General features: G+C 53.7%; 26 protein-coding genes and 2 tRNA genes. 6 read left to right on the top strand and 22 right to left on the bottom strand.

The window, feature by feature from the left end; translation table 11 throughout:
- Positions 1-122 precede the first annotated feature (122 nt).
- The 14 genes from pnp to rlmE all read right to left on the bottom strand — a co-directional run bounded on the left by pnp (position 123) and on the right by rlmE (position 15142).
- Entirely contained in the window at positions 123-2243 is a 2121-nt protein-coding gene (gene pnp / locus U869_RS0118850; protein WP_025122893.1) for a polyribonucleotide nucleotidyltransferase, read from the bottom strand.
- Between the two features lie 239 nt (positions 2244-2482).
- Positions 2483-2752: a 30S ribosomal protein S15 gene (gene rpsO / locus U869_RS0118845; RefSeq protein ID WP_010279698.1), complete on the bottom strand. Its 270-nt coding sequence runs from the start codon at positions 2750-2752 to the stop codon at positions 2483-2485.
- A 115-nt stretch (positions 2753-2867) separates the two neighbouring features.
- Entirely contained in the window at positions 2868-3812 is a 945-nt protein-coding gene (gene truB, locus U869_RS0118840; protein WP_025122894.1) for a tRNA pseudouridine(55) synthase TruB, read from the bottom strand.
- Positions 3812-4222 carry a 30S ribosome-binding factor RbfA gene (rbfA, locus tag U869_RS0118835; RefSeq protein ID WP_025122895.1) on the bottom strand — a complete coding sequence of 137 codons (411 nt, stop codon included), beginning with the start codon at positions 4220-4222 and terminating at the stop codon, positions 3812-3814. The genes truB and rbfA overlap by 1 nt, the downstream gene beginning before the upstream one ends.
- A gap of 69 nt (positions 4223-4291) precedes the next feature.
- Complete coding sequence (gene infB, locus U869_RS0118830) at positions 4292-6979, bottom strand: translation initiation factor IF-2 (RefSeq protein ID WP_025122896.1); 2688 nt, start codon at positions 6977-6979, stop codon at positions 4292-4294.
- Between the two features lie 23 nt (positions 6980-7002).
- Positions 7003-8511: a transcription termination factor NusA gene (nusA, locus tag U869_RS0118825; protein ID WP_024483371.1), complete on the bottom strand. Its 1509-nt coding sequence runs from the start codon at positions 8509-8511 to the stop codon at positions 7003-7005.
- A 21-nt stretch (positions 8512-8532) separates the two neighbouring features.
- Positions 8533-8985, bottom strand: a complete 453-nt coding sequence (gene rimP / locus U869_RS0118820; protein ID WP_025122897.1) for a ribosome maturation factor RimP — start codon at positions 8983-8985, stop codon at positions 8533-8535.
- Positions 8986-9202: 217 nt separating this feature from the next.
- Positions 9203-9279 (bottom strand) — tRNA-Met (locus tag U869_RS0118815).
- 60 nt (positions 9280-9339) lie between these two features.
- Positions 9340-9426: transfer RNA gene (locus tag U869_RS0118810), tRNA-Leu, on the bottom strand.
- A 67-nt stretch (positions 9427-9493) separates the two neighbouring features.
- Positions 9494-9829 carry a preprotein translocase subunit SecG gene (gene secG, locus U869_RS0118805; RefSeq protein ID WP_025122898.1) on the bottom strand — a complete coding sequence of 112 codons (336 nt, stop codon included), beginning with the start codon at positions 9827-9829 and terminating at the stop codon, positions 9494-9496.
- Positions 9830-10197: 368 nt separating this feature from the next.
- Positions 10198-11535: a phosphoglucosamine mutase gene (glmM, locus tag U869_RS0118800; protein ID WP_025122899.1), complete on the bottom strand. Its 1338-nt coding sequence runs from the start codon at positions 11533-11535 to the stop codon at positions 10198-10200.
- A gap of 7 nt (positions 11536-11542) precedes the next feature.
- Positions 11543-12376 (bottom strand): dihydropteroate synthase, encoded by an 834-nt coding sequence (gene folP, locus U869_RS0118795; protein ID WP_025122900.1) that lies wholly within the window; start codon positions 12374-12376, stop codon positions 11543-11545.
- Positions 12377-12524: 148 nt separating this feature from the next.
- On the bottom strand, positions 12525-14456 hold the full coding sequence (gene ftsH / locus U869_RS0118790; protein WP_025122901.1) for an ATP-dependent zinc metalloprotease FtsH: 1932 nt from the start codon (positions 14454-14456) through the stop codon (positions 12525-12527).
- A 56-nt stretch (positions 14457-14512) separates the two neighbouring features.
- Positions 14513-15142 carry a 23S rRNA (uridine(2552)-2'-O)-methyltransferase RlmE gene (rlmE, locus tag U869_RS0118785; protein ID WP_025122902.1) on the bottom strand — a complete coding sequence of 210 codons (630 nt, stop codon included), beginning with the start codon at positions 15140-15142 and terminating at the stop codon, positions 14513-14515.
- 143 nt (positions 15143-15285) lie between these two features.
- Here rlmE and yhbY point away from each other — a divergent pair, with 143 nt between their 5' ends.
- On the top strand, positions 15286-15579 hold the full coding sequence (yhbY, locus tag U869_RS0118780) for a ribosome assembly RNA-binding protein YhbY (RefSeq protein ID WP_025122903.1): 294 nt from the start codon (positions 15286-15288) through the stop codon (positions 15577-15579).
- Between the two features lie 117 nt (positions 15580-15696).
- Here yhbY and greA read toward each other — a convergent pair whose 3' ends face one another.
- On the bottom strand, positions 15697-16173 hold the full coding sequence (greA, locus tag U869_RS0118775) for a transcription elongation factor GreA (protein ID WP_025122904.1): 477 nt from the start codon (positions 16171-16173) through the stop codon (positions 15697-15699).
- A gap of 304 nt (positions 16174-16477) precedes the next feature.
- Between greA and dacB the strand changes: the two genes are divergently transcribed.
- Genes dacB through pmrB form a run of 3 tightly spaced genes read left to right on the top strand, consistent with a single transcriptional unit; the run spans position 16478 to position 19646 of the window.
- Positions 16478-17911: a serine-type D-Ala-D-Ala carboxypeptidase gene (gene dacB, locus U869_RS0118770; protein ID WP_025122905.1), complete on the top strand. Its 1434-nt coding sequence runs from the start codon at positions 16478-16480 to the stop codon at positions 17909-17911.
- An 11-nt stretch (positions 17912-17922) separates the two neighbouring features.
- On the top strand, positions 17923-18585 hold the full coding sequence (gene pmrA, locus U869_RS0118765) for a two-component system response regulator PmrA (RefSeq protein ID WP_025122906.1): 663 nt from the start codon (positions 17923-17925) through the stop codon (positions 18583-18585).
- The gene (pmrB, locus tag U869_RS0118760) at positions 18582-19646 is read left to right on the top strand and encodes a two-component system sensor histidine kinase PmrB (RefSeq protein WP_025122907.1); all 1065 of its coding nucleotides are present in this window, start codon (positions 18582-18584) and stop codon (positions 19644-19646) included. Before pmrA ends, pmrB begins: the two co-directional genes overlap by 4 nt.
- 103 nt (positions 19647-19749) lie before the next feature.
- Here the strand turns inward: pmrB and cgtA are convergent, their stop codons facing one another.
- The 4 genes from cgtA to rplU form a co-directional block, all read right to left on the bottom strand.
- On the bottom strand, positions 19750-20922 hold the full coding sequence (cgtA, locus tag U869_RS0118755; protein ID WP_025122908.1) for an Obg family GTPase CgtA: 1173 nt from the start codon (positions 20920-20922) through the stop codon (positions 19750-19752).
- A gap of 16 nt (positions 20923-20938) precedes the next feature.
- Positions 20939-21910, bottom strand: coding sequence for a DMT family transporter (locus U869_RS0118750; protein ID WP_025122909.1), 972 nt, complete (start codon positions 21908-21910; stop codon positions 20939-20941).
- Positions 21911-22017: 107 nt separating this feature from the next.
- Positions 22018-22275: a 50S ribosomal protein L27 gene (rpmA, locus tag U869_RS0118745; protein ID WP_004933559.1), complete on the bottom strand. Its 258-nt coding sequence runs from the start codon at positions 22273-22275 to the stop codon at positions 22018-22020.
- A gap of 17 nt (positions 22276-22292) precedes the next feature.
- The gene (gene rplU, locus U869_RS0118740) at positions 22293-22604 is read right to left on the bottom strand and encodes a 50S ribosomal protein L21 (protein ID WP_004955927.1); all 312 of its coding nucleotides are present in this window, start codon (positions 22602-22604) and stop codon (positions 22293-22295) included.
- A 296-nt stretch (positions 22605-22900) separates the two neighbouring features.
- Between rplU and ispB the strand changes: the two genes are divergently transcribed.
- The gene (ispB, locus tag U869_RS0118735; protein WP_025122910.1) at positions 22901-23872 is read left to right on the top strand and encodes an octaprenyl diphosphate synthase; all 972 of its coding nucleotides are present in this window, start codon (positions 22901-22903) and stop codon (positions 23870-23872) included.
- 44 nt (positions 23873-23916) lie between these two features.
- Here ispB and U869_RS0118730 read toward each other — a convergent pair whose 3' ends face one another.
- Both U869_RS0118730 and U869_RS0118725 read right to left on the bottom strand, forming a co-directional pair.
- Positions 23917-24291 carry a DNA-binding protein gene (locus tag U869_RS0118730; protein ID WP_025122911.1) on the bottom strand — a complete coding sequence of 125 codons (375 nt, stop codon included), beginning with the start codon at positions 24289-24291 and terminating at the stop codon, positions 23917-23919.
- A gap of 279 nt (positions 24292-24570) precedes the next feature.
- Positions 24571-24927 carry a DNA-binding protein gene (locus U869_RS0118725; RefSeq protein WP_025122912.1) on the bottom strand — a complete coding sequence of 119 codons (357 nt, stop codon included), beginning with the start codon at positions 24925-24927 and terminating at the stop codon, positions 24571-24573.
- A gap of 181 nt (positions 24928-25108) precedes the next feature.
- On the opposite strand from U869_RS0118725, the gene U869_RS0118720 reads away from it, so the two are divergent.
- Positions 25109-25369 carry a helix-turn-helix transcriptional regulator gene (locus tag U869_RS0118720; protein ID WP_025122913.1) on the top strand — a complete coding sequence of 87 codons (261 nt, stop codon included), beginning with the start codon at positions 25109-25111 and terminating at the stop codon, positions 25367-25369.
- A gap of 63 nt (positions 25370-25432) precedes the next feature.
- Here the strand turns inward: U869_RS0118720 and mdh are convergent, their stop codons facing one another.
- On the bottom strand, positions 25433-26371 hold the full coding sequence (gene mdh / locus U869_RS0118715; protein ID WP_025122914.1) for a malate dehydrogenase: 939 nt from the start codon (positions 26369-26371) through the stop codon (positions 25433-25435).
- Positions 26372-26743 lie beyond the last annotated feature (372 nt).

The following is a 26743-nucleotide window of genomic DNA, read 5'->3' as shown; positions in this document are numbered from 1 at the left end:
CACTCCCGAAGACAAACATTGGATGAACGTCCTGTCCTCCGCTTGCTAATACGCGAGTATCCTACCCACGCGATAAGAACAGCCCCTGCCAACGGCAGGGAGCTGTAAAACTGTTGATACAGTTATTCTGCTTCTGGTGCAGGAGCCGCAGCGGATTCTGGCGCTGTAGCTTCTTTGATGCTCAGGCGCACACGGCCCTGGCGATCAACTTCCAGTACCTTAACCGGTACTTCCTGACCCATCTGCAGATAGTCGGTCACTTTCTCAACGCGCTTGTCAGCGATTTGAGAGATGTGTACCAGGCCTTCTTTGCCGCCACCGATGGCCACGAAGGCACCAAAATCAACGATACGGGTCACTTTACCCTGATACACACGGCCAACTTCGATCTCGGCAGTGATCTCTTCGATGCGGCGGATAGCGAATTTCGCTTTGTCGCCATCGGTAGCAGCAATTTTCACTGTACCGTCATCTTCGATTTCGATGGTGGTGCCGGTCTCTTCGGTCAACGCACGGATGACTGAGCCGCCTTTACCGATCACATCTTTGATCTTGTCTGGATTGATCTTGATGGTGTGAATACGTGGTGCGAACTCAGAGATATCGCCGCGCGGTGTGCTGATAGCCTGTTCCATGACGCCCAGAATGTGCAGACGCGCACCCTTGGCCTGGTTCAGAGCCACCTGCATGATTTCGCGGGTGATACCTTCAATTTTAATGTCCATCTGCAGCGCGGTGATACCGTCGCGGCTACCGGCCACTTTGAAGTCCATGTCGCCCAGGTGATCTTCGTCACCCAGAATATCAGACAGCACCACAAAGTTTTCATCTTCTTTCACCAGGCCCATCGCGATACCCGCAACAGCAGCCTTGATTGGCACACCTGCGTCCATCAGTGCCAGAGAAGCACCACAGACGGAAGCCATTGAAGAAGAACCGTTGGATTCGGTGATTTCAGACACCACACGTACGGTGTACGGGAAATCTTCTGGTTTAGGCATCATAGCTAAAACGCCACGTTTTGCCAGACGACCATGACCGATTTCACGACGCTTCGGTGAACCTACCATGCCGGTTTCACCAACAGAGTACGGAGGGAAGTTGTAGTGGAACAGGAAGCTGTCGGTTTTCTCGCCCATCAGCTCATCGATGTTCTGTGCGTCACGTGCAGTACCCAGGGTGGCAGTAACCAGCGCCTGAGTCTCACCACGGGTGAACAGTGCGGAACCGTGAGTACGTGGCAGAACGCCAGTGCGCACGTCCAGACCACGGATCATGTCTTTTTCACGGCCATCGATACGTGGCTCGCCACGCAGCACACGGCTACGTACCACGTTTTTCTCAACGGTGCCCAGGATGTCCTGAATTTCAGACGCGTCCAGAGTTTCGTCTTGTGCCAGCAGAGCTTCGACTACGCTGTCTTTAATCGCATCAACCTGAGTATAACGCTCTTGTTTTTCGGTGATGTGGTAAGCATCGCCCAGACGGCTTTCGGCCAGTTCGGCTACGCGTGCGTGCAGCGCTTCGTTAACTGCCGGTGCCTGCCAATCCCACTTCGGTTTGCCAGCTTCAGCAACCAGAGCGTTGATGTTTTCGATGACGATTTGCTGTTGGTCATGGCCAAAGACGACCGCGCCCAGCATTTGATCTTCGCTCAGCACGTCCGCTTCGGATTCAACCATCAATACCGCGCCTGCGGTACCGGCAACAACCAGATCCAGGCTGCTTTGCTTCAGTTCGTCGACAGTTGGGTTCAGAACGTATTGATTGTTGATGTAACCTACGCGTGCAGCACCGATCGGGCCATTGAACGGAATACCGGACAGGCTCAGGGCAGCAGAGGCACCAATCATCGCTACGATGTCTGGGTTGACCTGTGGGTTCACGGACACCACGGTTGCGATCACTTGCACTTCGTTCAGGAAGCTATCTGGGAACAGTGGGCGGATCGGACGGTCAATCAGACGGGAAGTCAGGGTTTCGCCTTCGCTCGGACGGCCTTCACGACGGAAGAAGCTACCCGGGATACGGCCAGCAGCGTAGGTACGCTCCTGATAGTTCACGGTCAGAGGGAAGAAGCTCTGGCCTGGCTTGGCTTTTTTCTGGCCTACAACGGTGACGAATACTGCGGTGTCATCCATGCTCACCATCACAGCGGCAGTGGCTTGACGTGCCATCATACCGGTCTCGAGGGTCACGGTGTGTTGGCCATACTGGAATTTGCGAATAATCGGAGTCAGCAAAATTTAATCCTTAATTGGTGGCGCGCAATCGTTCTTCGACTCGACACGCCTGTGGTTCTTTGACCTTCTCACTACATCCTCGCGACTAATGACAATCCTTATCTCCCTTGAGATAAAGCCTCTCATTAGCCGCGCGAACCTCTGTACCGGAAGATCCTCAGTAATACATTAACCTGATTTGCTTATGCTTCCTAGAAGAAAGGGGCCAAATAGGCCCCTTTCTACTGAAACTTGCTAGATTAGCGACGCAGACCCAGACGCTCGATCAGGCTGGTGTAACGTGCTACATCTTTACGCTTCAGGTAGTCCAGCAGCTTACGACGCTGAGAAACCATACGCAGCAGACCACGACGGCTGTGGTGATCTTTTTTGTGCTCTGAGAAGTGGCCTTGCAGATGGTTGATCTGCGCAGTCAACAGGGCAACCTGAACTTCGGTAGAACCGCTGTCGTTAGTACCACGACCGAAGTCAGCTACGATTTTAGCTTTAGCTTCAACACTTAGAGACATTGTCATACTCCAAAATTATAGATAATAAATACAGGCGCCGATCTCTAATTCAGCAACCCAATGCATAAGCTGCGCCATTCTACTCTTAGCGCAGGGCGATCGCAAGGCGGGCAGGTCAGTCGAAATATTCGACAACCAGCCGGCGCGGCGCGACTCGACCATCATCGGCAATCTCGCCAATGCCGATAAATTTACGTTCTTCGCCTTCGGTGATGCGCACCAGACCTGAGGCCGGAGCCCCTGCGGCCTGCACCGGCTGCCCCTGTTTGACGTAACCCGCAACCGCTGGCAGCAGATTCACTTCAGGGAAGTCTTCGGCCGGGCTGTCCATTGGCATCAGCAACGGATCGAGCAGTTCGCTTGGCGCGATGTCCTGCTCCTGTGCCTGTTCCAATAACGCATTCAGCTGTTCCAGCGTAACCATACGGGCGATCGGATACTTCGCCACCTGCAAACGACGCAGATAAATCACGTGTGCGCCACAGCCCAGCAGTTCACCGAGGTCATCCGTAATGGTACGGATGTAGGTGCCTTTCGAGCAGTGAATTTCCAGCTCCAGCTCATCCCCTTCCCAGCGGATAAACTGCAACTCATACACGGTGATGCTGCGTGCTTCACGCGGTACTTCGATACCCTGGCGAGCATATTCATACAGCTTTTTGCCCTGGTATTTCAGTGCGGAAAACATCGAAGGCACCTGCTGGATATCACCCCGGAAGGTGTCCAACGCGGCATCGAGCTGAGCCTGGGTGAAGTTCACCGGCCGCTCCTGCACGATCTGACCGTCGGCATCCGAGGTATCCGTACGCTGACCCAAACGGGCAATCACGCGGTAACGTTTATCGGAATCAAGCAGGTACTGGGAGAACTTGGTGGCTTCACCCAGACAGATTGGCAGCATACCGGTCGCCAGGGGATCGAGCGCGCCGGTGTGGCCCGCACGGTTGGCATTGTAGATACGCTTTACTTTTTGCAGGGCGTCGTTGGACGACAGGCCTTGCGGTTTGTCCAGCAGCAGTACGCCGTGGATATCACGGCCGCGACGGCGAGGGCGACTCATTAAGCCTCCTCTTCATCGCCTGATGCATTGCGACGTTCGGCATCGTTCTTCACTACGTTGGTCACCAGGTTGGACATACGCATGCCTTCAACCAGTGAGTTGTCGTAAGCGAAGGTCAGCTCCGGCACGACGCGCAGGCGCATCGCTTTGCCCAGCAGCGTACGGATATAGCCAGAAGCATCCTGCAACGCCTTGATGCCGTTAGGCACCAGATCCGGATCTGGGTTTTCGGTCAGGACGTTCAGGAAGGTCACGTAAACCTTGGCGTAGGCCAGATCACGCGATACTTCAACACCTGAAACGGTAGCCATGCCGACACGCGGATCTTTGACTTCACGCTGCAAGATGATCGCAATCTCTTTTTGCATTTCTTGTGCCACGCGTTGACCGCGGCTGAATTCTTTTGCCATTTGGAAATCCTCCAGACAAATCGGGGGGCACAAGGCCCCCCTAAAACAAATTTAAGCGTTTTTCGAGGCTTAAGCGATGGTGCGCTGGATCTCGATGATTTCGAACACTTCGATCATGTCGCCAACGCGCACGTCGTTGTAGTTCTTAACGCCGATACCACATTCCATACCGTTACGGACTTCGTTAACGTCATCTTTGAAGCGGCGCAGGGATTCCAGCTCGCCTTCGTAGATAACCACGTTGTCACGCAGCACGCGGATTGGGTTGTGACGCTTGATGTTGCCTTCGGTCACCATACAGCCGGCCACTGCGCCGAACTTAGGTGATTTGAACACATCACGTACTTCAGCCAGACCGATGATCTGCTGTTTGTACTCAGGCGCCAACATACCACTCATCGCCTGCTTCACTTCGTCGATCAGGTTATAGATGACGGAGTAATAACGCAGATCCAGGCTTTCTGACTCAATCACGCGGCGGGCAGAAGCATCTGCACGGACGTTGAAGCCCAGGATGATGGCGTTGGATGCTGCAGCCAGGGTAGCGTCGGTTTCGGTGATACCACCTACGCCAGAACCTACAATCTTCACCTTCACTTCGTCGGTAGAGAGTTTCTGCAGTGAATCGGAGATCGCTTCACAGGTACCCTGTACGTCGGTTTTCAGCACGATGTTCAGTTCAGAAACTTCACCTTCGGTCATGTTCGCGAACATGTTCTCCAGTTTGGATTTCTGCTGGCGAGCCAGTTTGACTTCGCGGAACTTGCCTTGACGGTACAGCGCAACTTCACGCGCTTTCTTCTCGTCACGTACTACGGTCGCTTCGTCACCCGCAGCAGGAACGCTGGACAGGCCCAGGATCTCAACCGGGATAGAAGGACCTGCAGAGGTCACTTCACGGCCCAGTTCGTCACGCATCGCACGCACACGGCCATATTCGAAGCCACACAGGACGATATCGCCCTTGTTCAGCGTACCTTCTTGAACCAGAACGGTAGCCACTGGGCCACGGCCTTTATCCAGGAAGGATTCGATAACCACACCGCTCGCCATGCCGCTACGAACCGCTTTCAGTTCGAGAACTTCGGCTTGCAGCAGGATTGCGTTCAACAGTTCGTCGATACCGGTACCGGCTTTCGCTGATACGTGGACGAACTGCGCTTCACCGCCCCACTCTTCTGGCATAACACCATACTGAGACAGCTCTTGCTTAACGCGGTCTGGATCGGCTTCTGGCTTGTCAATTTTGTTAACCGCAACCACCAATGGCACTTTAGCAGCCTGAGCATGCTGAATAGCTTCGATGGTTTGTGGCATCACGCCGTCGTCTGCTGCTACCACCAGAACCACGATGTCGGTCGCCTGAGCACCACGAGCACGCATTGAAGTAAACGCTGCGTGTCCTGGGGTATCCAGGAAGGTGATCATGCCGTTTTCGGTTTCTACGTGGTAAGCACCGATGTGCTGAGTAATACCACCGGCTTCGCCTACTGCCACTTTGGTGGAGCGGATGTAGTCGAGCAGAGAGGTTTTACCGTGGTCAACGTGACCCATGATGGTCACGACTGGCGCACGAGACTCGGCGGCTGCGCCAGTGTCACGGTCGCTCATCAGCGCTTCTTCCAGCTCGTTCTCACGACGCAGGATAACTTTGTGGCCCATCTCTTCGGCAACCAGCTGTGCGGTTTCCTGGTCGATGACCTGGTTGATGGTGGCCATTGCGCCCAGCTTCATCATCGCTTTGATGACCTGAGAGCCTTTAACCGCCATCTTGTTAGCCAGTTCGGCTACGGTGATGGTTTCGCCGATGATAACGTCACGGTTCACTACCTGAGCTGGCTTGTTAAAGCCCTGCTGCAGAGTGCTTGGCTTACGCTTGCCTTTACCGCCACGAGTCATGGTACGAGCTTCTTCGCGGTCTGCTTTAGACTCGGAGAGCTTGTTGCCTTTCTTCTGTTTGGTCGCTTTGCCACCGCGAGTACGGCTACGGCGCTCACCTTCAACTTTGGCGTCGTTTTCGTCTTCGGCAGCACGGGCATGTTCGGAGGTGGTCACGTGATAGTCGGCAGTTTCGACCGCAGCGCTTGCTGCTTCGGCTTCGGCCCACTTCTCACCGTTTTCTTCGGCCATACGGCGCGCTTCTTCCGCTACGCGTTTGGCGTCTTCTTCCACCTTACGGCGCACTTCTTCTTCCGCTTTACGTTTCAGTTCGGCGGCTTCAGCTTCACGGCGTGCTTTTTCCGCCTGAGCTGGCTTGGTCATTTCGTCGGTATGTTGATTGGTCACTTTTTCTTTTTCCGCTGAATTACGCTTAGCAATCTCCGCGGCCTCACGTTTGGCTTGCTCTTCGGCTGCGCGCTTTGCTTCTGCTTCGCGTTTCGCTAGCTCTTCCGCTTCGCGCCTTGCCTGCTCTTCCGCTTCACGCTGTGCCTGCTCAGCCGCTTCAGCCTGTTGGGCTTCCTGCGGATCGCGATTTACATAAGTGCGTTTCTTGCGGACCTCAATTTGCACCGATTTACTCTTACCGCCGGTGCTCGGTATGTTCAAGGTGCTGCGCGTTTTGCGCTGCAACGTGAGTTTGCCTGGCGCACTACCGTGTTCACGGTTCAGGTGCGCCAATAAAGTTTCTTTCTCGTGCTGTGTCACAGAGTCGGTTTCAGACTTGTTGATCCCTGCATCAGCAAACTGCTGTACCAGGCGATCAACCGGGGTCTGTATCTCTGCTGCCAGCGATTTTACGGTTACATCTGTCGTCATGCTGTTCCTTCCTGCTACAGTTATTACGCGTTGTCGCCAAACCAACAGATATTACGTGCGGCCATAATCAGCTCGCCGGCTTGCTCATCGCTAAGCCCTTCAATATCAGCCAGATCGTCAACACCCTGCTCGGCAAGATCTTCCAGCGTACAAACCCCACGCGCGGCCAGTTTAAAGGCCATGCTGCGCTCAAGACCTGGAAGGTTGAGCAAATCATCAGCAGGTTTTTGGTCGCCCAGGCTTTCTTCCTGTGCCAGGGCCAGCGTGGTCAATGCAGCTTTGGCGCGATCGCGCAACGCTTCAACCATATCTTCATCCAGACCGTCGATTTCCAGCAGCTCTTTGATTGGCACGTAGGCCAGTTCTTCCAGCGTAGAGAAGCCTTCTTCGACCAGAACGGTGGCGAAATCTTCGTCGATATCAAGATACTTGGTGAAGGTATCAATGGCGGCATGAGCCTCGGCCTGATGCTTGGCCTGCAGATCGTCCGCCGTCATCACGTTCAGTTCCCAGCGATCATCATCACGATGCTGTTTCAACAGTTGGGAAGCTAAACGCACGTTTTGGCCATTACGGCCGATCGCCTGTGCCAGGTTGCTGGCTTCAACGGCGATGTCCATCGTGCACCGGTCTTCATCCACTACGATCGAGGCAACATCTGCCGGGGCCATGGCGTTAATGACGAACTGTGCAGGGTTATCATCCCACAGGATGATATCAATACGTTCCCCGCCAAGCTCGCTCGAAACGGCCTGAACACGGGCACCGCGCATACCGACACAAGCACCGACCGGGTCGATACGCTTGTCGTTGGTTTTTACGGCAATTTTCGCACGGGAGCCAGGATCGCGGGCTGCCGCTTTAATCTCAATCACTTCTTCGCCAATTTCCGGCACTTCGATGCGGAACAACTCTTTGAGCATATCCGGGCTGGAACGGCTGACGAACAGCTGTGCACCGCGCGCTTCCGGACGTACTGCGTACAGAACACCGCGGATACGGTCACCCGGGCGGAAGTTTTCGCGTGGCAGCATGTCTTCACGGCCAATCACCGCTTCGGCGTTGCTACCCAGATCCAGCGCAATGCTGTCACGGTTAACTTTTTTCACCACGCCGGTGACAATTTCACCTTCGTGTTGACGGAAGGCATCAACCACCATCGCACGCTCGGCTTCACGTACTTTCTGTACGATAACCTGCTTGGCGGTCTGGGTGGTGATACGGTCGAAGGTCACAGATTCGATCTGATCTTCGATATAGCCGCCCAGTTCCATGGACGGATCTTCGTACTGTGCAGCTTCCAGCGTGATTTCACGCGTTGGCTGGGTCACTTCATCAACGGCAACCCAACGGCGGAAGGTGTCGAAATCGCCAGTCTTGCGGTCAATGCTGACACGGACTTCGATTTCCTGCTCATATTTTTTCTTGGTGGCAGTGGCTAAAGCGGTTTCCAGGGCTTCGAAAATCTTCTCACGTGGTAGGGATTTTTCATTGGAAACTGCTTCAACAACAGCCAGAATCTCTTTGTTCATCCTAGTTGCCTCATCCAAACTTTAAAAGTGGGGTACCAGGTTCGCTTTCTGAATATTGCTCAGCGCGAACACTTCATCTTTCCCTTCCACAGTAACCGTGATCATCTCGCCTTCTACAGACTTGATGATGCCCTGCCATTTGCGGCGGTTTTGTATCGCCATACGCAGAACAACGCTGACTTCTTCACCGATAAAACGCTGATAGTGTTCGGCGGTGAACATAGGACGATCAAGTCCAGGAGAGGAGACTTCCAGGTTGTAAGCCACCGTAATAGGATCTTCGACATCCATCACAGCGCTGACCTGGTGGCTGACATCAGCACAATCATCAACATTGATTCCGTTGTCACTATCAATATAGATGCGTAGTGTCGATTGACGTGCCCGAATAAATTCGATGCCTACGAGCTCAAAGCCCAACGCCTCTACCGGTGCGGAAAGCATCTCTGTTAATTTTTGCTCTAATGTGGACAAGCCCACCCCCAAGACATAAAAAAAGGGCCTAATAGCCCAGTGATTCTGTTGCCAAATAACAAAAAACCCCGAAAATTCGGGGCTTTATGCAACTGGACCCTGTTTGCCGCAAAGCGGCTTCGGTGCAACTTTCTAGCAAGTGTCATTTTCAAATGTTGATCGAGAAAAGCGGAATTCAATCGAAAAGTGTATTTGAAAATAAACACTTAAAGGAAAGTGGTTGCGGGGGCCGGATTTGAACCGACGACCTTCGGGTTATGAGCCCGACGAGCTACCAGGCTGCTCCACCCCGCGTCCGAAAACGTGGCAAATATTACGCCGATAATTGCAAAAACGCAAGTTATCTCTGGGATTTGGTACCGAGGATGGGACTCGAACCCACAAGCCCGTTAGGGCACTACCACCTCAAGGTAGCGTGTCTACCAATTCCACCACCTCGGTACTGATTCTTACTGCTATCGGCTGTTTCTATTGAGGTCGAAAACAACCGATTTCAAACTGTTGCGGCTTACTGCGGGATATCGCTGGCCGGCTTAGCTGGTGCTACCGGAGCAGTAGTCTGCTCAGTTTGCGCTGGCTGACCCAGGTTTTCCCACTCGCTGCCTTTCTTGCCCTGATTGGTGCTCAGGTTGCCCAGGATCAGACTGATGACGAAGAACAGCGTCGCCAGCACAGCCGTCATGCGGGTCATAAAGTTGCCTGAACCGGTCGATCCGAAGAATGTGCCAGAAGCACCTGCTCCGAATGAGGCTCCCATATCAGCGCCTTTACCTTGCTGCAGCATGATCAGAGCAACCAGCCCAATCGATATCAGCAAGAAAATTACCAGAAGAGCTTCGTACATAGTGGTACCTGTATCCTTGCGGGTTCACCGCGTGCCAAATGCTTCTCACCCCAGATGCTTCCAAACTAAGAAGTCGTGGCGTGTCATTAAAACAGCCCACTGAAGCGGGTGTGAATACTAACCAAAGCCGCCAATAGGCGCAAGGGCAATTTGCAACCACCGATGCGTTTGCAGAAAAAAACAGCAAAAACAGGGTTAATCGCTAATTTACACCAGCCCCTCACCCCAACCCTCTCTCACAGGGAGAGGGAGCCAGTACAGCGTCGTTGGCAGCTAATGTGGCACTGCGTAGGGGCGCTGCATGCTGCGCCCGTTTGAGGTCAGGCACAGCAGCTCTATTGCCAGAGAGGGTTAGGACGTCTGTTTTATCAGCCTGCCAGCTTGACGGCATCGGCGATACGGTGCGCCAACGCGATAACCTGCTGTTCGTCCTCGCCTTCCACCATCACGCGGATCAGCGGCTCAGTCCCCGATTTACGCAGCAACACACGGCCACGACCGGCCAATTCGGTTTCGACCTGCTCGGCGACCTTCAATACCGCTTCTGATTCCAGCGGGTTATGCTCACCCACAAAGCGCACGTTGACCAGGATCTGCGGCAGTAACTTCATGCCACTGCACAGATCGTGCAGGCTCATGTTATTACGCACGATCGCCGTCAACACTTGCAGGCCGGCAACGATGCCGTCACCGGTGGTGGTTTTGTCCAGCAGGATCACGTGGCCGGAGTTTTCCGCCCCAATGCGCCAGCCCAGCTCTTGCAGCTTTTCCAGCACGTAGCGGTCACCCACCTTGGCACGGGCAAACGGGATGCCCAGTTGCTTCAGTGCCAGCTCCAGGCCCATATTGCTCATCAGGGTACCCACAGCACCGCCGCGCAGTTGCCCCTGACGCAGGCCTTCACGAGCGATGATATAGAGGATCTGATCGCCATCGACCTTGTTGCCCAAGTGATCCACCATCATCACGCGGTCGCCATCACCATCAAAGGCCAGGCCAACGTGAGCCTGTTCTTCCAGCACGCGTGCCTGTAGCTGACGCACGTCGGTAGCGCCGCACTCTTCGTTGATGTTCATACCATCCGGCTCACAGCCGATGGCAATCACCGTGGCCCCCAGTTCACGCAACACGCTTGGGGCGATGTGGTAAGTCGCACCGTTGGCACAGTCCACCACGATCTTCAGGCCGTTCAGGCTCAGCTCGCTTGGGAAAGTCCCCTTACAGAATTCGATGTAACGACCAGCGGCATCGACAATGCGACTGGCTTTACCCAGCTCGGCAGATTCGACACAGGTCAGCGGTTTTTCCATTTCCGCTTCGATCGCCTCTTCCACATCGTCTGGCAGTTTGGCACCGTCGATGGAGAAGAACTTGATGCCGTTATCGTAGAACGGGTTATGCGAGGCAGAAATCACGATCCCGGCTTCCGCGCGGAAAGTACGGGTCAGGTAGGCCACCGCAGGGGTTGGCATCGGGCCAGTGAACGAAGCGGAAAGCCCCGCCGCTGCCAGCCCGGCTTCCAACGCCGACTCCAGCATATAGCCAGAGATACGGGTATCTTTGCCGATGATGATTTTGCGGGAACCATGGCGCGCCAATACCTTGCCAGCAGCCCAGCCCAGCTTGAGGACGAACTCTGGGGTTATCGGGCTGTCACCCACCTTGCCACGAATGCCGTCGGTACCAAAGTATTTGCGTTCGCTCATGTCTCTACTATCCCTTAGCTGAAAGTGTTGCCTCGACGACACGCATCGCCTCGACGGTTTCTTTGACATCATGCACTCTGACTATCTGCGCCCCCTGCATCGCGGCAATCACCGCGCAGGCAACGCTGCCGATAACCCGTTGTTCGGGCGGGACATTCAATAGCTGCCCAATCATCGATTTACGCGACATCCCCACCAACAATGGCAAACCAAAGTGATGAAATTCCGCCAATCGGGCCAGAAGCTGATAATTATGCGCTAAATTCTTACCGAAACCGAAGCCTGGGTCGAGTAACAATTTCTGTTTTGCTATACCGCCTGCAATACAGCGGTCGATATGCTGCTGGAAAAACGCATTCACGTCCGCCATCAGGTCATCGTAAACCGGAGCCTGTTGCATGGTACGTGGCTCGCCTTGCATATGCATCAAGCAGACCGGCAAACCACTTTCTGCGGCTGCCTGCATCGCGCCAGGCTCTTGCAATGAGCGCACATCGTTGATCAGATGCGCGCCGACTTTGGCGGATTCGCGGATCACACCCGCTTTGGAAGTATCCACCGAGATAAAGATTTCAAACCGCTGCGCCAAAGCTTCAACTACCGGCACCACGCGATCGATCTCTTCCTCTTCACTGACCTCGGCAGCTCCCGGACGCGTAGATTCGCCCCCCACGTCGATCATTGTCGCTCCCGCCGAAATCAGCGCGTGTGCATGCAACAAGGCATCATTCAGCGAATTATGCCGCCCGCCGTCAGAGAAGGAGTCAGGGGTAACGTTGAGGATCCCCATCACCTGCGGATGGTTGAGATCGAGGATTTGGTCGCGCACGGTTAACTGCATGATTAATCTACCTTGGAGTGAATACTAATCGGTTCTCTGGGGTAAGGATGCCTCACCCCGCCCCTCTCACCAAGGGAGAGGCAGCCCTTTTCGGCCAGCAATAAAAAACCCCGGCTGGCCGGGGTTTTATTTTACGCTACAGCCGATGTTATTTGTCGAGCTGTTCAGACATGGTGTTGCCTGGGTTTGGTGTACGCGGCTCATCTACCGGCGTTGGGGCTTGTGGTTTGCCACCGTTGTCGGAGTTGTTGCTTTTCGCCGCGTCGTCCCAACCTGCTGGCGGACGCACGTCTTTACGGTTCATCAGGTCGTCGATCTGTGGTGCATCGATGGTTTCATATTTCATCAGTGCATCTTTCATCGAATGCAGGATGTCCATGTTTTCCATCAGCAACGCACGTGCACGAACATAGTTGCGCTCAATCAGGGATTTGACTTCCTGGTCGATGATACGTGCGGTTTCGTCCGACATGTGTTTCGCCTTGGCCACGGAGCGGCCCAGGAACACTTCGCCTTCTTCTTCCGCATACAGCAATGGCCCCAGCTTCTCAGAGAAGCCCCATTGGGTCACCATGTTGCGGGCGATCGAGGTCGCGACTTTAATGTCGTTCGATGCACCGGTAGAGACTTTTTCCGGCCCGTAAATAATTTCTTCTGCCAGACGGCCACCGTACAGGGTGGAGATTTGGCTTTCCAGCTTCTGACGGCTGGCGCTGATCGCATCCCCTTCCGGCAGGAAGAAGGTCACGCCGAGCGCACGGCCACGAGGAATGATCGTGACTTTATGCACCGGGTCATGCTCAGGAACCAGGCGGCCGATGATGGCGTGGCCAGCTTCGTGATAGGCGGTTGATTCTTTTTGCGCTTCCGTCATCACCATAGAGCGACGTTCCGCACCCATCATGATCTTGTCTTTGGCTTTTTCGAACTCTACCATCGACACCACACGCTTGCTGCCACGTGCGGCAAACAGCGCAGCTTCGTTGACCAGGTTGGCCAAGTCCGCACCGGAGAAGCCTGGAGTACCACGTGCCAGCACAGAAGCATCAACATCTGGTGCCAACGGTACGCGACGGGAGTGCACCTTCAGGATTTGCTCACGGCCACGCACGTCTGGCAGCCCAACCACCACCTGGCGGTCGAAACGGCCTGGACGCAGCAACGCCGGGTCCAATACGTCAGGACGGTTAGTTGCCGCGATGACGATAATGCCTTCGTTGCCTTCAAAACCGTCCATCTCAACCAGCATCTGGTTCAGCGTTTGCTCACGTTCATCGTGACCACCGCCCAGACCTGCGCCACGCTGACGGCCCACAGCATCGATTTCATCGATAAAGATGATGCACGGTGCCGCTTTCTTGGCCTGCTCGAACATGTCACGGACACGGGATGCACCCACACCAACGAACATTTCAACGAAGTCAGAACCGGAAATGGTGAAGAACGGCACTTTGGCCTCGCCGGCAATCGCTTTCGCCAGCAGGGTTTTACCGGTCCCCGGAGGGCCAACCATCAGCACGCCTTTCGGGATCTTGCCGCCCAGCTTCTGGAAACGGCTCGGTTCGCGCAGGTAGTCTACCAGTTCACTCACTTCTTCTTTTGCTTCGTCACAGCCTGCAACGTCGGCAAAAGTGGTTTTTATCTGGTCTTCCGTCAGCATACGAGCCTTGCTCTTGCCGAAGGACATCGCGCCCTTGCCGCCGCCGCCCTGCATCTGCCGCATAAAGAAGATCCAGACGCCAATCAGCAACAGCATCGGGAACCAGGAAATGAAGATCGAAGCCAACAGGCTTGGCTCTTCCGGTGGCTCACCGACAACTTTAACGTTCTTGGTTAACAACGTATCCAGCAACTTCGGATCGTTGACCGGGATGTAAGTGGTGTATTTATTGCTGTCTTTACGGACAACGTTGATTTCACGCCCATTGATGCGCGCTTCACGGATCTGATCTTGGGTCAGTTCGGACATGAAGGTGGTGTAATCCACCCTACGGCCATTAGACTCGCTGGGCCCAAAGCTCTGGAATACCGACATCAACACGACCGCGATGACTAGCCAGAGAATTAGGTTTTTCGCCATGTCACTCAAGGGATTAACCTCATATTACAACTGTGTTAACAAACAGCGTTAGGGTACTACAGTTTCCGCCCTGTCGCTACAATGTACACTTCACGCGAACGTGCGCGAGAAGCGTCTGGCTTACGAATCTTAACCTTCGTAAACAGGGAGCGAATTTCCCGTAGGTACTCGTCAAAACCATCTCCCTGGAACACCTTCACCAGGAAACTACCGCCTGGTGCCAGCACATCACGACACATTTCCAGTGCTAATTCCACCAGATACATCGATTTTGGGATATCGACCGCCGGGGTGCCACTCATATTCGGGGCCATGTCAGACATGACTACCTGAACCTTACTATCACCTACACGTTCCAACAGTGCTTTGAGGACCAGTTCATCACGAAAATCGCCTTGAAGGAAATCGACGCCAACGATGGGATCCATCGGTAAAATATCACAGGCGATGATACGCCCGTTACCACCAATCTGGGTTACCACATATTGCGACCAGCCGCCCGGTGCAGCCCCCAAATCAACGACTGTCATACCCGGCTTGAACAGTTTGTCGCCTTGCTGTATTTCATCAAGTTTAAACCAGGCGCGCGAGCGCAGCCCTTTTTTCTGCGCCTGGAGCACATATTTATCGCTAAAGTGTTCTTGTAGCCAGCGACTGGAACTGGCCGAACGCTTTTTATTTGCCATCGAGTATTCCAACTATCCTAAAAAGAGTCTCATGCCAGGTTCGCTTCTCACGTAAACTCAATTCGGTGCAGACCGATTTGGTGATACACATGAGATGGCGGTAGAATGTACCGTTTTCAATCCCAACTTAAGCAAAAAAGACAATGAATCTGAATAATAAACAAAAACAACACCTGAAAGGCCTGGCACATCCGTTAAAACCGGTGGTCATGCTGGGTAATAACGGTCTCACCGAAGGGGTGTTGGCTGAAATTGAGCAGGCTCTGGAGCATCACGAGCTGATCAAAGTAAAAATTGCTGCCGAAGATCGCGAAACCAAAACCCTGATCGCCGACGCTATTGTGCGTGAAACGGGTGCCTGCAATGTGCAAGTGATCGGCGGTACGCTTATTCTTTACCGCCCGTCGAAAGAGCGCAAGATCACTTTGCCGCGCTAATCCGCTCTATCTGTTTGCTGAGACGGTGCCATGCGCCGCGTTCAGATAAAAGGCCGCTTGCGGCCTTTTTCCTTTCTTTACAAAACCCTGCTGAACTTTTAACCAACTCGGGCGAAATTAAAGATATTCCACTTTCAGAATTTCGTATTCTACATCACCACCGGGAGTTTTGATGACAACAACATCATCCTGCTCTTTGCCAATCAGGCCACGAGCCATCGGTGAGTTGACGGAGATAAGATTTTTCTTAAAGTCAGCTTCGTCATCACCAACGATGCGGTAAGTCACCTGATCTTCGCTATCCAGGTTCATTACCGAGACGGTAGCACCAAAAATCACGCGGCCTGTCTGCGGCATTTTGGTGATGTCGATCACCTGCGCATTGGACAGCTTGGCCTCGATTTCCTGAATACGCCCTTCACAGAAACCCTGCTGTTCACGGGCTGCATGGTACTCGGCGTTTTCTTTCAGGTCACCATGCTCGCGTGCGGTGGCGATGTCGGCAATGATTTTCGGGCGACGCACACCTTTCAAATATTCCAGTTCTTCACGCAGCTGTTCTGCGCCATACAAGGTCATCGGGATCTGTTTCATCGTTAAATACCTCTAAATCTATCCTGTTCAAATATACCCTTGCTCTTGCTAGCCAACCGCGGCGCGACATCTCAAGGGCATTATCGTCATCCTGACGTGTTCGTATGAAATTACGGCAGGCGTTGCGCCTTCCGTCTCCAGGCGATAAACAAAAGAAACCGAGCTCGGAGGTTTGCTCCAAGTCAGCGTCGATTTTGCATTTTGATACGCATTTTAGCCTAGAGTTCCTTAAGGGTCATCGTTTACTTTAACCCTTGATGCACCGTAGTATGACAGCACGTTATCCAGCTGTTACCCCGAGATTATGCGTTTTTCACGAATTGTCAGTGTATTGGCCTGCGCATTAGCTATTAATGCCCACGCGGCCCCGGTTGAAGATTACACACAATATTTGCCTGATGGGGCGAACCTGGCCCTGATAGTTCAGAAGATTGGCGCTACTACGCCGACCATCGATTATCACTCACAGCAAATGGCACTCCCGGCCAGCACCCAGAAGGTGCTTACCGCGCTGGCGGCATTGTTGCAGCTCGGACCGGATTATCGCTTCACCACGACACTGGAAAGTCAGGGCAACATCACGGATGGCGTGTTGCGTGGCAATCTTATCGCCCGCTTCAGCGGAGATCCCACCTTTAAGCGGCAAAATCTGCGCAATATGGTGGCGGAACTGAAAAAACAGGGAGTACGCGAAATCAGCGGCGACGTACTGGTCGATACCTCGGTATTTGCCAGCCATGACAAAGCGCCCGGCTGGCCCTGGAACGATTTGACCCAATGTTTCAGCGCCCCACCGGCGGCGGCAATTGTCGATCGCAACTGTTTCTCGGTTTCTCTTTACAGCGCACCGAACCCCGGTGAAATGGCGTTTATTCGTGTGGCATCGTTTTATCCGGTGAATATGTTCAGCCAGGTAAGAACGCTGGCGAAAGGTTCGCCGGATGCCCAATATTGTGAACTGGATGTGGTACCAGGCGAATTGAACCGCTTTACCTTGACCGGATGCCTGACCCAGCGCAGTGAACCGTTGCCGTTGGCGTTCGCCATTCAGGACGGGGCCAGCTATGCCGGTGCTATCCTGAAAGATGAGTTGGTCAAATCCGGGATCCAGATCGGCGGCCATTTGAAACGCCAAACCCAGCCAGGCATGACGGGGACGGTGATTGCCCAGACGCAGTCTGCTCCATTGCATGACCTGCTGAAAATCATGCTGAAAAAGTCGGACAACATGATTGCCGACACCGTATTTCGCACCATCGGTCATGAACGCTTCGGCGTACCGGGCACCTGGCGCGCGGGAGCAGACGCGGTGCGTCAGGTTCTGCGCCAGAAGGCCGGGGTCGATCTGGGTAACAGCATCGTGGTGGACGGCTCCGGCCTGTCGCGCCACAATCTGATAGCCCCCGCAACCATGATGCAGGCGTTGCAATTTATTGCCCAACACGACAGCGAGCTCAACTTTATCTCGATGCTGCCGCTAGCTGGCTATGATGGCACGCTACGCTATCGCGGTGGCCTGCACGAGGCCGGAGTTGACGGTAAGGTTTCGGCTAAAACCGGTGCATTGCAGGGCGTCTACAACCTGGCGGGCTTTATCACTACCGCCAGCGGTCAACGCCTGGCCTTTGTCCAATATCTGTCGGGTTACGCGGTGCCACCAGAAGATCAGAAACAGCGCCGCGTGCCGCTGGTACGTTTCGAAAGCCGGTTGTATCGGGATATCTATCAGAACAATTAAGGCCCAAGGATATGAAGTTACTGATTGTTGAGGACGATGAACTGCTGCTGCAAGGCCTGGCGTTGGCCTTGTCCAACGAAGGCTATGCCTGTGACTGTGCGACCAGCGCAGCGCAGGCTAATAGCCTGATCATCACCAGCCAGTACAGCATGGTGATCCTCGACCTCGGCCTGCCCGATCTTGACGGTGCCAGCCTGCTGCGGCAGTGGCGTCGTCAACATATTAGCATACCGGTGTTGATCCTCACCGCACGCGATGCGTTGCAAGACCGTGTCGACGGTCTGGACGCCGGTGCCGATGATTATCTGGTCAAACCCTTTGCGCTGATTGAGCTGCAAGCCCGGGTGCGGGCATTGATCCGCCGCTATCAGGGCCACAGTGATAACCTGCTGCAACAGGACGACTTGACGCTCAACCTGTCCAGCCAACAGGTCTATCTGCAACAGCAGGCGATAGACGTCACGCCGAAAGAGTTTGCCATTCTGTCACGTCTGATGATGCGGGCCGGGCAAACCGTCAACCGTGAGCTGTTACAACAGGATCTGTATACCTGGAACGACGATCTGGGCTCAAATACCCTCGAAGTCCATATGCACAACCTGCGTCGCAAGCTGGGCAAAGATCGCATCCGCACCGTACGTGGCATCGGTTACCGTTTGGAGCCCGCATCTTGATTAGCATGCGCCGTCGTTTGCTGCTGATGTTAGCGCTGATCCTGCTGGTCACCCAGCTCATCAGCGCGTTTTGGCTATGGCACGAAAGCCAGGAGCAGATCAGTTTCCTAGTGGACGAAACCCTGTCGGCCAAAGTGCGCAACGAGCGGGTCGATACCGAGATTGCCGAAGCGATCGCTTCACTGCTTGCCCCTTCGCTGATCATGATGGTGGTGACCCTGCTGGCCTCTTTCTGGGCCATCAGCTGGATCATCCGCCCGCTTAATCAATTGCAGGAAAAGTTGGAGAAACGCTCGGCAGATAATCTGACCCCGTTGCCCATCACCAGCGACAGCCTGGAGATGGTGGCGGTCACCAATGCCCTCAACCAGCTATTTTCACGCCTGGACCATACCATCCAGCAAGAGAGGCTATTTACTGCCGATGCGGCCCATGAATTACGCACGCCGCTGGCAGGGATCCGTCTGCATCTGGAACTGATGGAACAGCAGGGAGTTCAGGGCAGTAAGCTGCTGATCGACCGCATTGACCAACTAATGCACGTGGTTGAACAATTGCTGATGCTGTCGCGCGCCGGGCAGGATTTCGCCAGTGGCCATTACCAGCAGTTTGACTGGGTGAGCAACGTGATCCAACCCTTGCAGGAAGAGTTAGAAGAGCTAGCGGCTCAGCGTGGGCAAAAGATTGTCTGGCAACTGCCTGCTAACGCCCCCACGCATGGCGATCCGGTGTTGCTACGCCTAATGCTACGGAATCTGGTGGAGAATGCGCATCGTTATGGTCCCGAAAATAGTGCCATCCATGTTCAGCTCACCCCTGAAAATAACGGGCAGCGGTTGCAGGTGCTCGATGAAGGGCCGGGTATCAAACCAGAGCTGGCCGGAGAGTTGACTCAGGCATTTCGCCGGATGGATCAGCGTTACGGCGGCAGCGGGCTGGGATTGAATATCGTGATCCGTATCGTTCAGCTGCACCGCGGCTGTCTACGGTTGGAAAACCGCACCGATGCTACTGGCCTGAATGCACAATGCTGGTTGCCCTACAATATTTTGGATCAATAACCCGGGCGCAGCATGTACCTGGAACACTGTGTGGGACTCATCCGTCTCAATAAACAACAAGGGCCCAGTTTTGAACTGAGCCCTTGATTTTTACGCCACAGAATTACTTCTGGTAAACGATTTCGACGCCTTCGTCGTCATCTTCATCCCAGTCATCATCCCAATCGTCGTCCGCTTCGGCTTCCACTTCAGCGAGTTGCTCACGGTGATAATCGTCCCACATGAACTCGACTTTTTCCGGTGCGCTTTCTTCGATCGCCATGGCTTTCGGTTGAGTATTGATGAAGTTCATCACGTCCCAGCACAGCGCGTTAACGCCTTCGCGGTTCGCGGCAGAGATCATGTAGTATTTACCTTCCCAGCCCATGCCTTCTACGATCGCCTTGGCGCGTTCGGCAGCTTCTTCCTCGTCCAGCAGGTCAACTTTGTTGAACACCAGCCAGCGCGGCTTGTGCGACAGATTTTCGCTGTACTGGTTGAGCTCGTTGATGATGACCTTGGCATTCTCTACCGGATCGGATTCATCGATCGGTGCGATGTCGACCAGATGCAGCAACACGCGGCAACGCTCCAGGTGCTTCAGGAATCGGATCCCCAGGCCAGCCCCTTCATGTGCCCCTTCGATCAGGCCAGGAATGTCTGCGACCACGAAGCTTTGTTCATGGTCCATACGTACCACGCCCAGGCTCGGTACCAGCGTGGTGAACGGATAGTCCGCCACTTTTGGCTTGGCAGCAGACACCGCACGAATAAAGGTCGACTTACCGGCATTCGGCAGGCCCAGCATGCCCACATCCGCCAGCAGCAACAGCTCCAGTTGGATATCGCGCATCTCGCCCTTGGTACCCAGCGTTTTTTGGCGCGGAGCACGGTTTACCGAGGATTTGAAACGGGTGTTGCCCAGGCCGTGCCAACCGCCCTTCGCCACCATCAGACGCTGCTGATGACGGGTCATATCACCCAGGATCTCACCGGTGCCCTGATCCTGTACACGGGTGCCGACCGGCACTTTGATCTCAACGTCTTTACCGCGTTTACCGGTACAATCACGGCTCTGACCATTCTGGCCACGTTCGGCACGGAAGGATTTTACAAAGCGGTAATCGATCAGGGTATTCAGGTTTTCGTCTGCGATCAGGTAGACGTCACCGCCGTCGCCGCCGTCGCCGCCATCTGGCCCACCGTTCGGGATGTATTTTTCGCGGCGGAAGCTGACGCAACCATTACCGCCATCACCTGCCACGACCAGGATCGTCGCTTCATCTACAAACTTCATTTACCGTCTCCGTAACTCATTCACCGGGCGGCTTCAAAGAAGCAACCAGGTTGGTTTCTGCCCGTCGCGGCCACCAACGGTGACCAATTGCGGAAAACATGGCGCCTGCAACCACCACAAAAGCACCTACATAGCCGACGACATTCAATGCCGGGGCGGTAAATACCTGTGGCCAGGCCAGCGCCAATAAATCTGAAAAAAGCAGGGTAAACAAGGGAGTCAGCGTGATTAACGCACTCACCTGCGCCGCCTGCCAGCGCGCCATCGCTTCCGCCAGCGCACCATAACCAATCAGCGTGTTAGCACCACAGAACAGTAGGCAGGCCAATTGCCAACCACTGAGCTGGAAAATCACCGCCGGCTTGGCCAACGGGAACAACGCGATCGCACATAAAGTGTACAACAATACCAGGATCTGCGGTGAGGCCAATCGACGCAGTAATACTTTCTGCGCCACGCCATAGGTCACCCAAACCATGGCCGCACACACGCCCAACAACACACCGAGCGTGTAGTCTGTAAACTGAGTGAAGATCTCGATCAAGCTGACGTTGAAAAACAGCATCAGCCCGCAGATCAGCATCAGAGCGCCAATCACCTGAGTGATACGCATCCTTTCTTTCAGGATCAATACGCTGGCGAACATCATGCCCACCGGCGAGAGTTGGCCGATAACCTGCGAGGCCGTCGGACTCAAATATTGCAGCGAAGAACTGAAGAAGACAAAGTTGCCCAACAACCCGGCGGTGGCGATCGCCAGTAACAGCAACCAGCGGGGTTGACGGAACATTTTCACCGGGGGTAAACGACCGCGTACCGCCAGGATCACCCCCAGGCCGATAGCGGCAATCGTAAAGCGGTACCAGACGACGGTAAACGGCTCCATCACGACCAGCACTTCTTTCATCGCAATAGGCAATGCGCCCCAGCAAACCGCTGTGGTGACCGCCAGAAAAATACCAACGCCAGCCTGCTGTTTTGTATCCATCTTCTCACTGTCTGTGCGTTGTGCCGCAAAGCACAAGCAATCTATAAATGTAAAAAGCCCCGCAACGAATTGCGGGGCTTAACATCTATTTCGTAAGGCTCGAAAAATTATTCAGCTTCGATGCTGATAAATTTACGATTGCTCGGGCCTTTAACTTCGAATTTGACTTTACCGTCTTTCAAAGCAAACAGAGTGTGGTCTTTGCCGCAACCCACGTTGGTACCAGCGTGGAATTTGGTGCCGCGCTGACGAACGATGATGCTGCCTGCCAGTACTGCTTCGCCGCCAAAGCGTTTTACGCCCAGACGTTTAGCTTCTGAATCGCGACCGTTACGAGTCGAGCCGCCAGCCTTTTTGTGTGCCATTAATCCGCTCTCCTAACTTAAGCGCTGATGCCGGTGATTTTAACATCAGTGAACCACTGACGGTGACCCTGCTGCTTACGGTAGTGCTTACGACGACGAAACTTAACAATCTTGATCTTTTCGCCACGACCGTGAGCAACCACTTCAGCTTTGATCTTACCGCCATCGACGAAAGGAACGCCGATTTTGATATCTTCGCCATTAGCGATCATCAGAATCTGGTCAAACTCAACCGCTTCACCAGTTGCGATGTCCAGCTTTTCCAAGCGAACGGTTTGACCTTCGCTTACTCGGTGTTGTTTACCACCACTTTGGAAAACCGCGTACATATAAAACTCCGCTTTCCGCGTGCCCAACTGTTCAGTACAGAGCGCGCTATAAATATTCACAATAGGGCGCGAATTCTACGCAATAACTCCGCATATGACAAGAGCAGATTAGGGTCAGAAGGTGAAAAAAGAAGAAAAAAAACACAGTTTCTCTCTCGGCGTTTATCTGGGCCGATTTTCAAGTACAATCAAAGGTGACAGTTACCGCCATGTACCGATGTGAGCAGCTACCGCCATGTACCGATGTGAGCAGCGTTCTCATCGCGGTCAACAGAAACACAGCTGAAAAAAATACAATGAACCTAGAACAAATTACTGAGTTAACCGCGCAAGATATGGCGGCCGTGAACGCAACAATTCTCGAACAGTTGAATTCCGATGTCACGCTCATCAATCAACTTGGCTATTACATAATCAGCGGTGGCGGTAAGCGCATTCGCCCGATGATCGCCGTTCTGGCGGCGCGGGCCTTGCACTATCAAGGCGAGAAACACATTGCCGTTGCTGCCCTGATAGAGTTCATCCATACCGCGACCCTGCTGCATGATGACGTGGTGGATGAGTCCGACATGCGCCGTGGCAAAGCGACCGCCAATGCGGCGTTTGGCAATGCCGCCAGCGTGTTGGTGGGTGACTTCATTTATACGCGTGCCTTCCAGATGATGACCAGCCTGGAATCACTGCGCGTGCTGGCAGTGATGTCCGAAGCGGTCAACGTGATCGCCGAAGGTGAAGTGCTGCAGTTGATGAACGTCAACGACCCAAATATCACTGAAGAAAACTATATGCGGGTCATTTACAGTAAAACCGCTCGCCTGTTTGAGGCAGCAGCCCAGTCCTCAGCCATCCTCTCCGAAGCCAGCCCGGCCGAAGAGCAGGCATTGCAAGACTATGGCCGCTATCTTGGTACGGCATTCCAGCTAATTGACGATCTGTTGGACTACAGTGCAGACGGCGTCACCCTGGGTAAAAATACCGGCGATGACCTGAACGAGGGGAAGCCGACGCTGCCCTTGCTGCATGCGATGCATAACGGCAATGCTGAGCAGTCTGCGGTGATCCGCGGTGCGATTGAACAGGGCAATGGCCGCCATCTGCTGGAGCCAGTTCTGGCTACCATGCAGGAATGTGGTTCACTCACCTATACACGTCAACGCGCAGAAGAAGAAGCGGACAAGGCGATAGCCGCCTTGCAGATTTTGCCCGTCTCTCCTTATCGCACCGCGCTGGAAGGATTAGCGCACCTGGCGGTTCAACGAGACTTTTAAGAAACTTAAGTTTCTAAATATTCAACTAGGCCTGCGATGCAGGCCTATTTATTTGCCTTGCTAATTAAATCCACTAGCCCCTCCGTCCCTTTCTCCGCCAGGAATTCCAGTAGAGCCGCATATTCGTCTGGTTTCATTCCCGCCAGATAACCCTGCAAGGGGACTAAAGGATCGCCATCATAAAGCGGGGTATACGCTGCGGGTTTCTCTGCGGCAAGAGGATACCGCTGGGGATACAACGCATTTTGGGTCGAGAGAGGCAGGCAGCTAATGTGATACTCCTTAGCCACTCCCTGCTTGCCATAACGCCGCTGCCATAGCCAGTTGTTCTCACGTGCCCGTTTATTGATGCCCTGCGGGGAACTGCCTAATTCACCCTGGTTTTTCAGTTCTTCGGCGGTAAACCACTCCTTGTCCATTCCCCTACTCCTTGATCTCGGCGTAACCCTGACTGACTTATCGGCTGTTTGAGTTGCACAAACCATTAATGCCAATGCGTTAGTTATAACACTAACTCAGCTATTGCCGATCACAAAAAACCGCCATAAATACTCAAGAAAGTCTTATAAAAAAGGGAGGAAAGCAGAGAAAGTAGAGTTCAGATCGCGAATAAAGCCAGGCGGGCACGACATGCGGTTAATCGGGCGCAACCAGCGACGCCCCAACAAATAGTGGCCGACTAAGAGGGCCGAAATGATTCACTGTTTATTCTTTTCAGCAATCCAGGTCAGCAGGCTGTCCACCCCTTCACGCATCAAGAATGCCATCACTTTGCCGCGCTCACTGTCTGAAAGGTGATAGTAGTATTCGATCCACAACGCCAACGGATCCTGGCGTTCGGCTTGATAAATCGCGGGTTCTTCCCGCAATGCCAACAGGCTCTTGACACCGCCTGGCAGGCTGTCGATATGGTATTCCAGCGCCTTGCCCTGCACGCCTTTGCGGCGGCGACTGAGCCAATTTTCACGCCGAGCCATCAGGTTGATTCCCTGTGTGGAGGAAGGTAATCCTGCGATGCCTATCAGCTCCTTGGCAGCAAACCACTCGTTTTTCATAGCCATGATCTCGGGACAATAGTGTGGCAATACAAATTTTTCAGAAACCATAAGGTATTTTTGGGAAACTTGGTGGTATCCTAGTTTCTGAATAAACGTGTCGCGTTGTTCAAACGATTAATTCTGACCTGTTAGTTATACCACTAACAGAACTTTCTCTAATCAAAAAAGGAATGAAGATATGAATTCACGGGACCCAGATTGGCATCCAGCAGACGTCATCGCGGCTTTGAAGAAGAGAGGGACCACTCTGGCAGCGGTTTCCCGAGAGGCAGGGTTGAGTTCATCGACGTTGGCCAACGCGCTGTCACGCCCCTGGCCAAAAGGAGAGTGGTTGATTGCCGATGCTCTGAACATACACCCGGCGGAGATCTGGCCGAGCAGGTACTTTGATCCGCGTACCCACCATCTACTGGATCGGAAAAGCCGAATCAAATCATGAAAAAACGAAAAAAGCCGCCGGATATGACCCGGCGGCTTATTTAACTCTTGGCGAACAGAGGGATCAGTTGTTGATAAACTTCTCGCCCAGCTCGATATCTTTATGCAGTACGTCCAGCATTTCGCTCAGGGCCTTTTGCTCAAAGGCACTCAGGGTACCGATGTCTTTACGCTCTTCGATGCCGTTTTTACCCAGCAGCAGTGGTTGTGCAAAGAAGCGGGCATATTTGCCATCCCCTTCCACATAGGCACACTCTACTACGCCTTGCTCACCGCTCAGCGCACGCACCATAGACAGACCGAAACGTGCCGCCGCCTGGCCCATAGACAGGGTTGCAGAACCGCCACCGGCTTTGGCTTCAACCACTTCAGTACCCGCGTTCTGGATACGTTTGGTCAAATCAGCCACTTCCTGATCGCTAAAGCTCACGCCTGGGATCTGCGACAGCAGAGGCAGGATGGTCACGCCGGAGTGGCCACCAATCACCGGTACGTCCAGCGCTTCCGGTTGTTTGCCTTTCAGTTCCGCAACGAAGGTGTTGGAACGGATAATATCCAATGATGTGATACCGAACAGTTTGTTTTTGTCGTACACACCGGCTTTCTTCAACACTTCTGCCGCAATCGCCACCGTGGTATTCACCGGGTTGGTGATAATACCGATGCACGCTTTCGGGCAGGTTTTAGCGACTTGCTCGATCAGGTTGCGAACGATGCCAGCGTTAACGTTGAACAGATCGGAACGATCCATCCCTGGTTTACGCGCAACGCCAGCAGAAATCAGCACCACGTCCGCACCGTGCAGCGCAGGGGTCGCGTCTTCACCGCTGAAGCCTTTGATTTTAACTGCGGTTGGGATGTGGCTTAAGTCAACGGCAACGCCTGGGGTAACAGGGGCAATGTCGTAGAGGGAGAGTTCAGAACCTGAAGGAAGCTGGGTCTTGAGTAGAAGGGCGAGGGCCTGGCCAATACCGCCAGCAGCACCGAGAACTGCAACTTTCATCCTATACTCCTTTATTGTCTTAAATATAAAAGCGCCGTGAATTCTTTGGTCACGGACCTTAATTTATCACGCCTTTAAAAACAACCTCTTAACAGTCGGTTTTAGATCTGGCGCAATAAAATGGCCGATGTTGCGAGCATTTTAAAGTAAAAAGCTTATGCATTAAGGGCATAGCGCACACTAATCGAAAATAGTGCCTGGCTTTTCACGAATGCGTTAACCGGCGGTTACATTACACCCTTACGTAACATCAGAACAACATCATTTTAATAACATTTTCGTTACCGGAGAGCTGGCTCGCTTCCCGCGCCGAAAGGGCATATTCATGGGCTACGGATTTTGTTAAAATCGCTCCCTTGCCTTTCTGTCTGG

The organism is Serratia sp. H1w, from assembly GCF_000633355.1.
Taxonomy (GTDB): domain Bacteria; phylum Pseudomonadota; class Gammaproteobacteria; order Enterobacterales; family Enterobacteriaceae; genus Chania.
The sequence above is the reverse complement of the archived record's forward strand: the minus strand, read 5'-3'. Positions and strand labels throughout refer to the sequence as shown.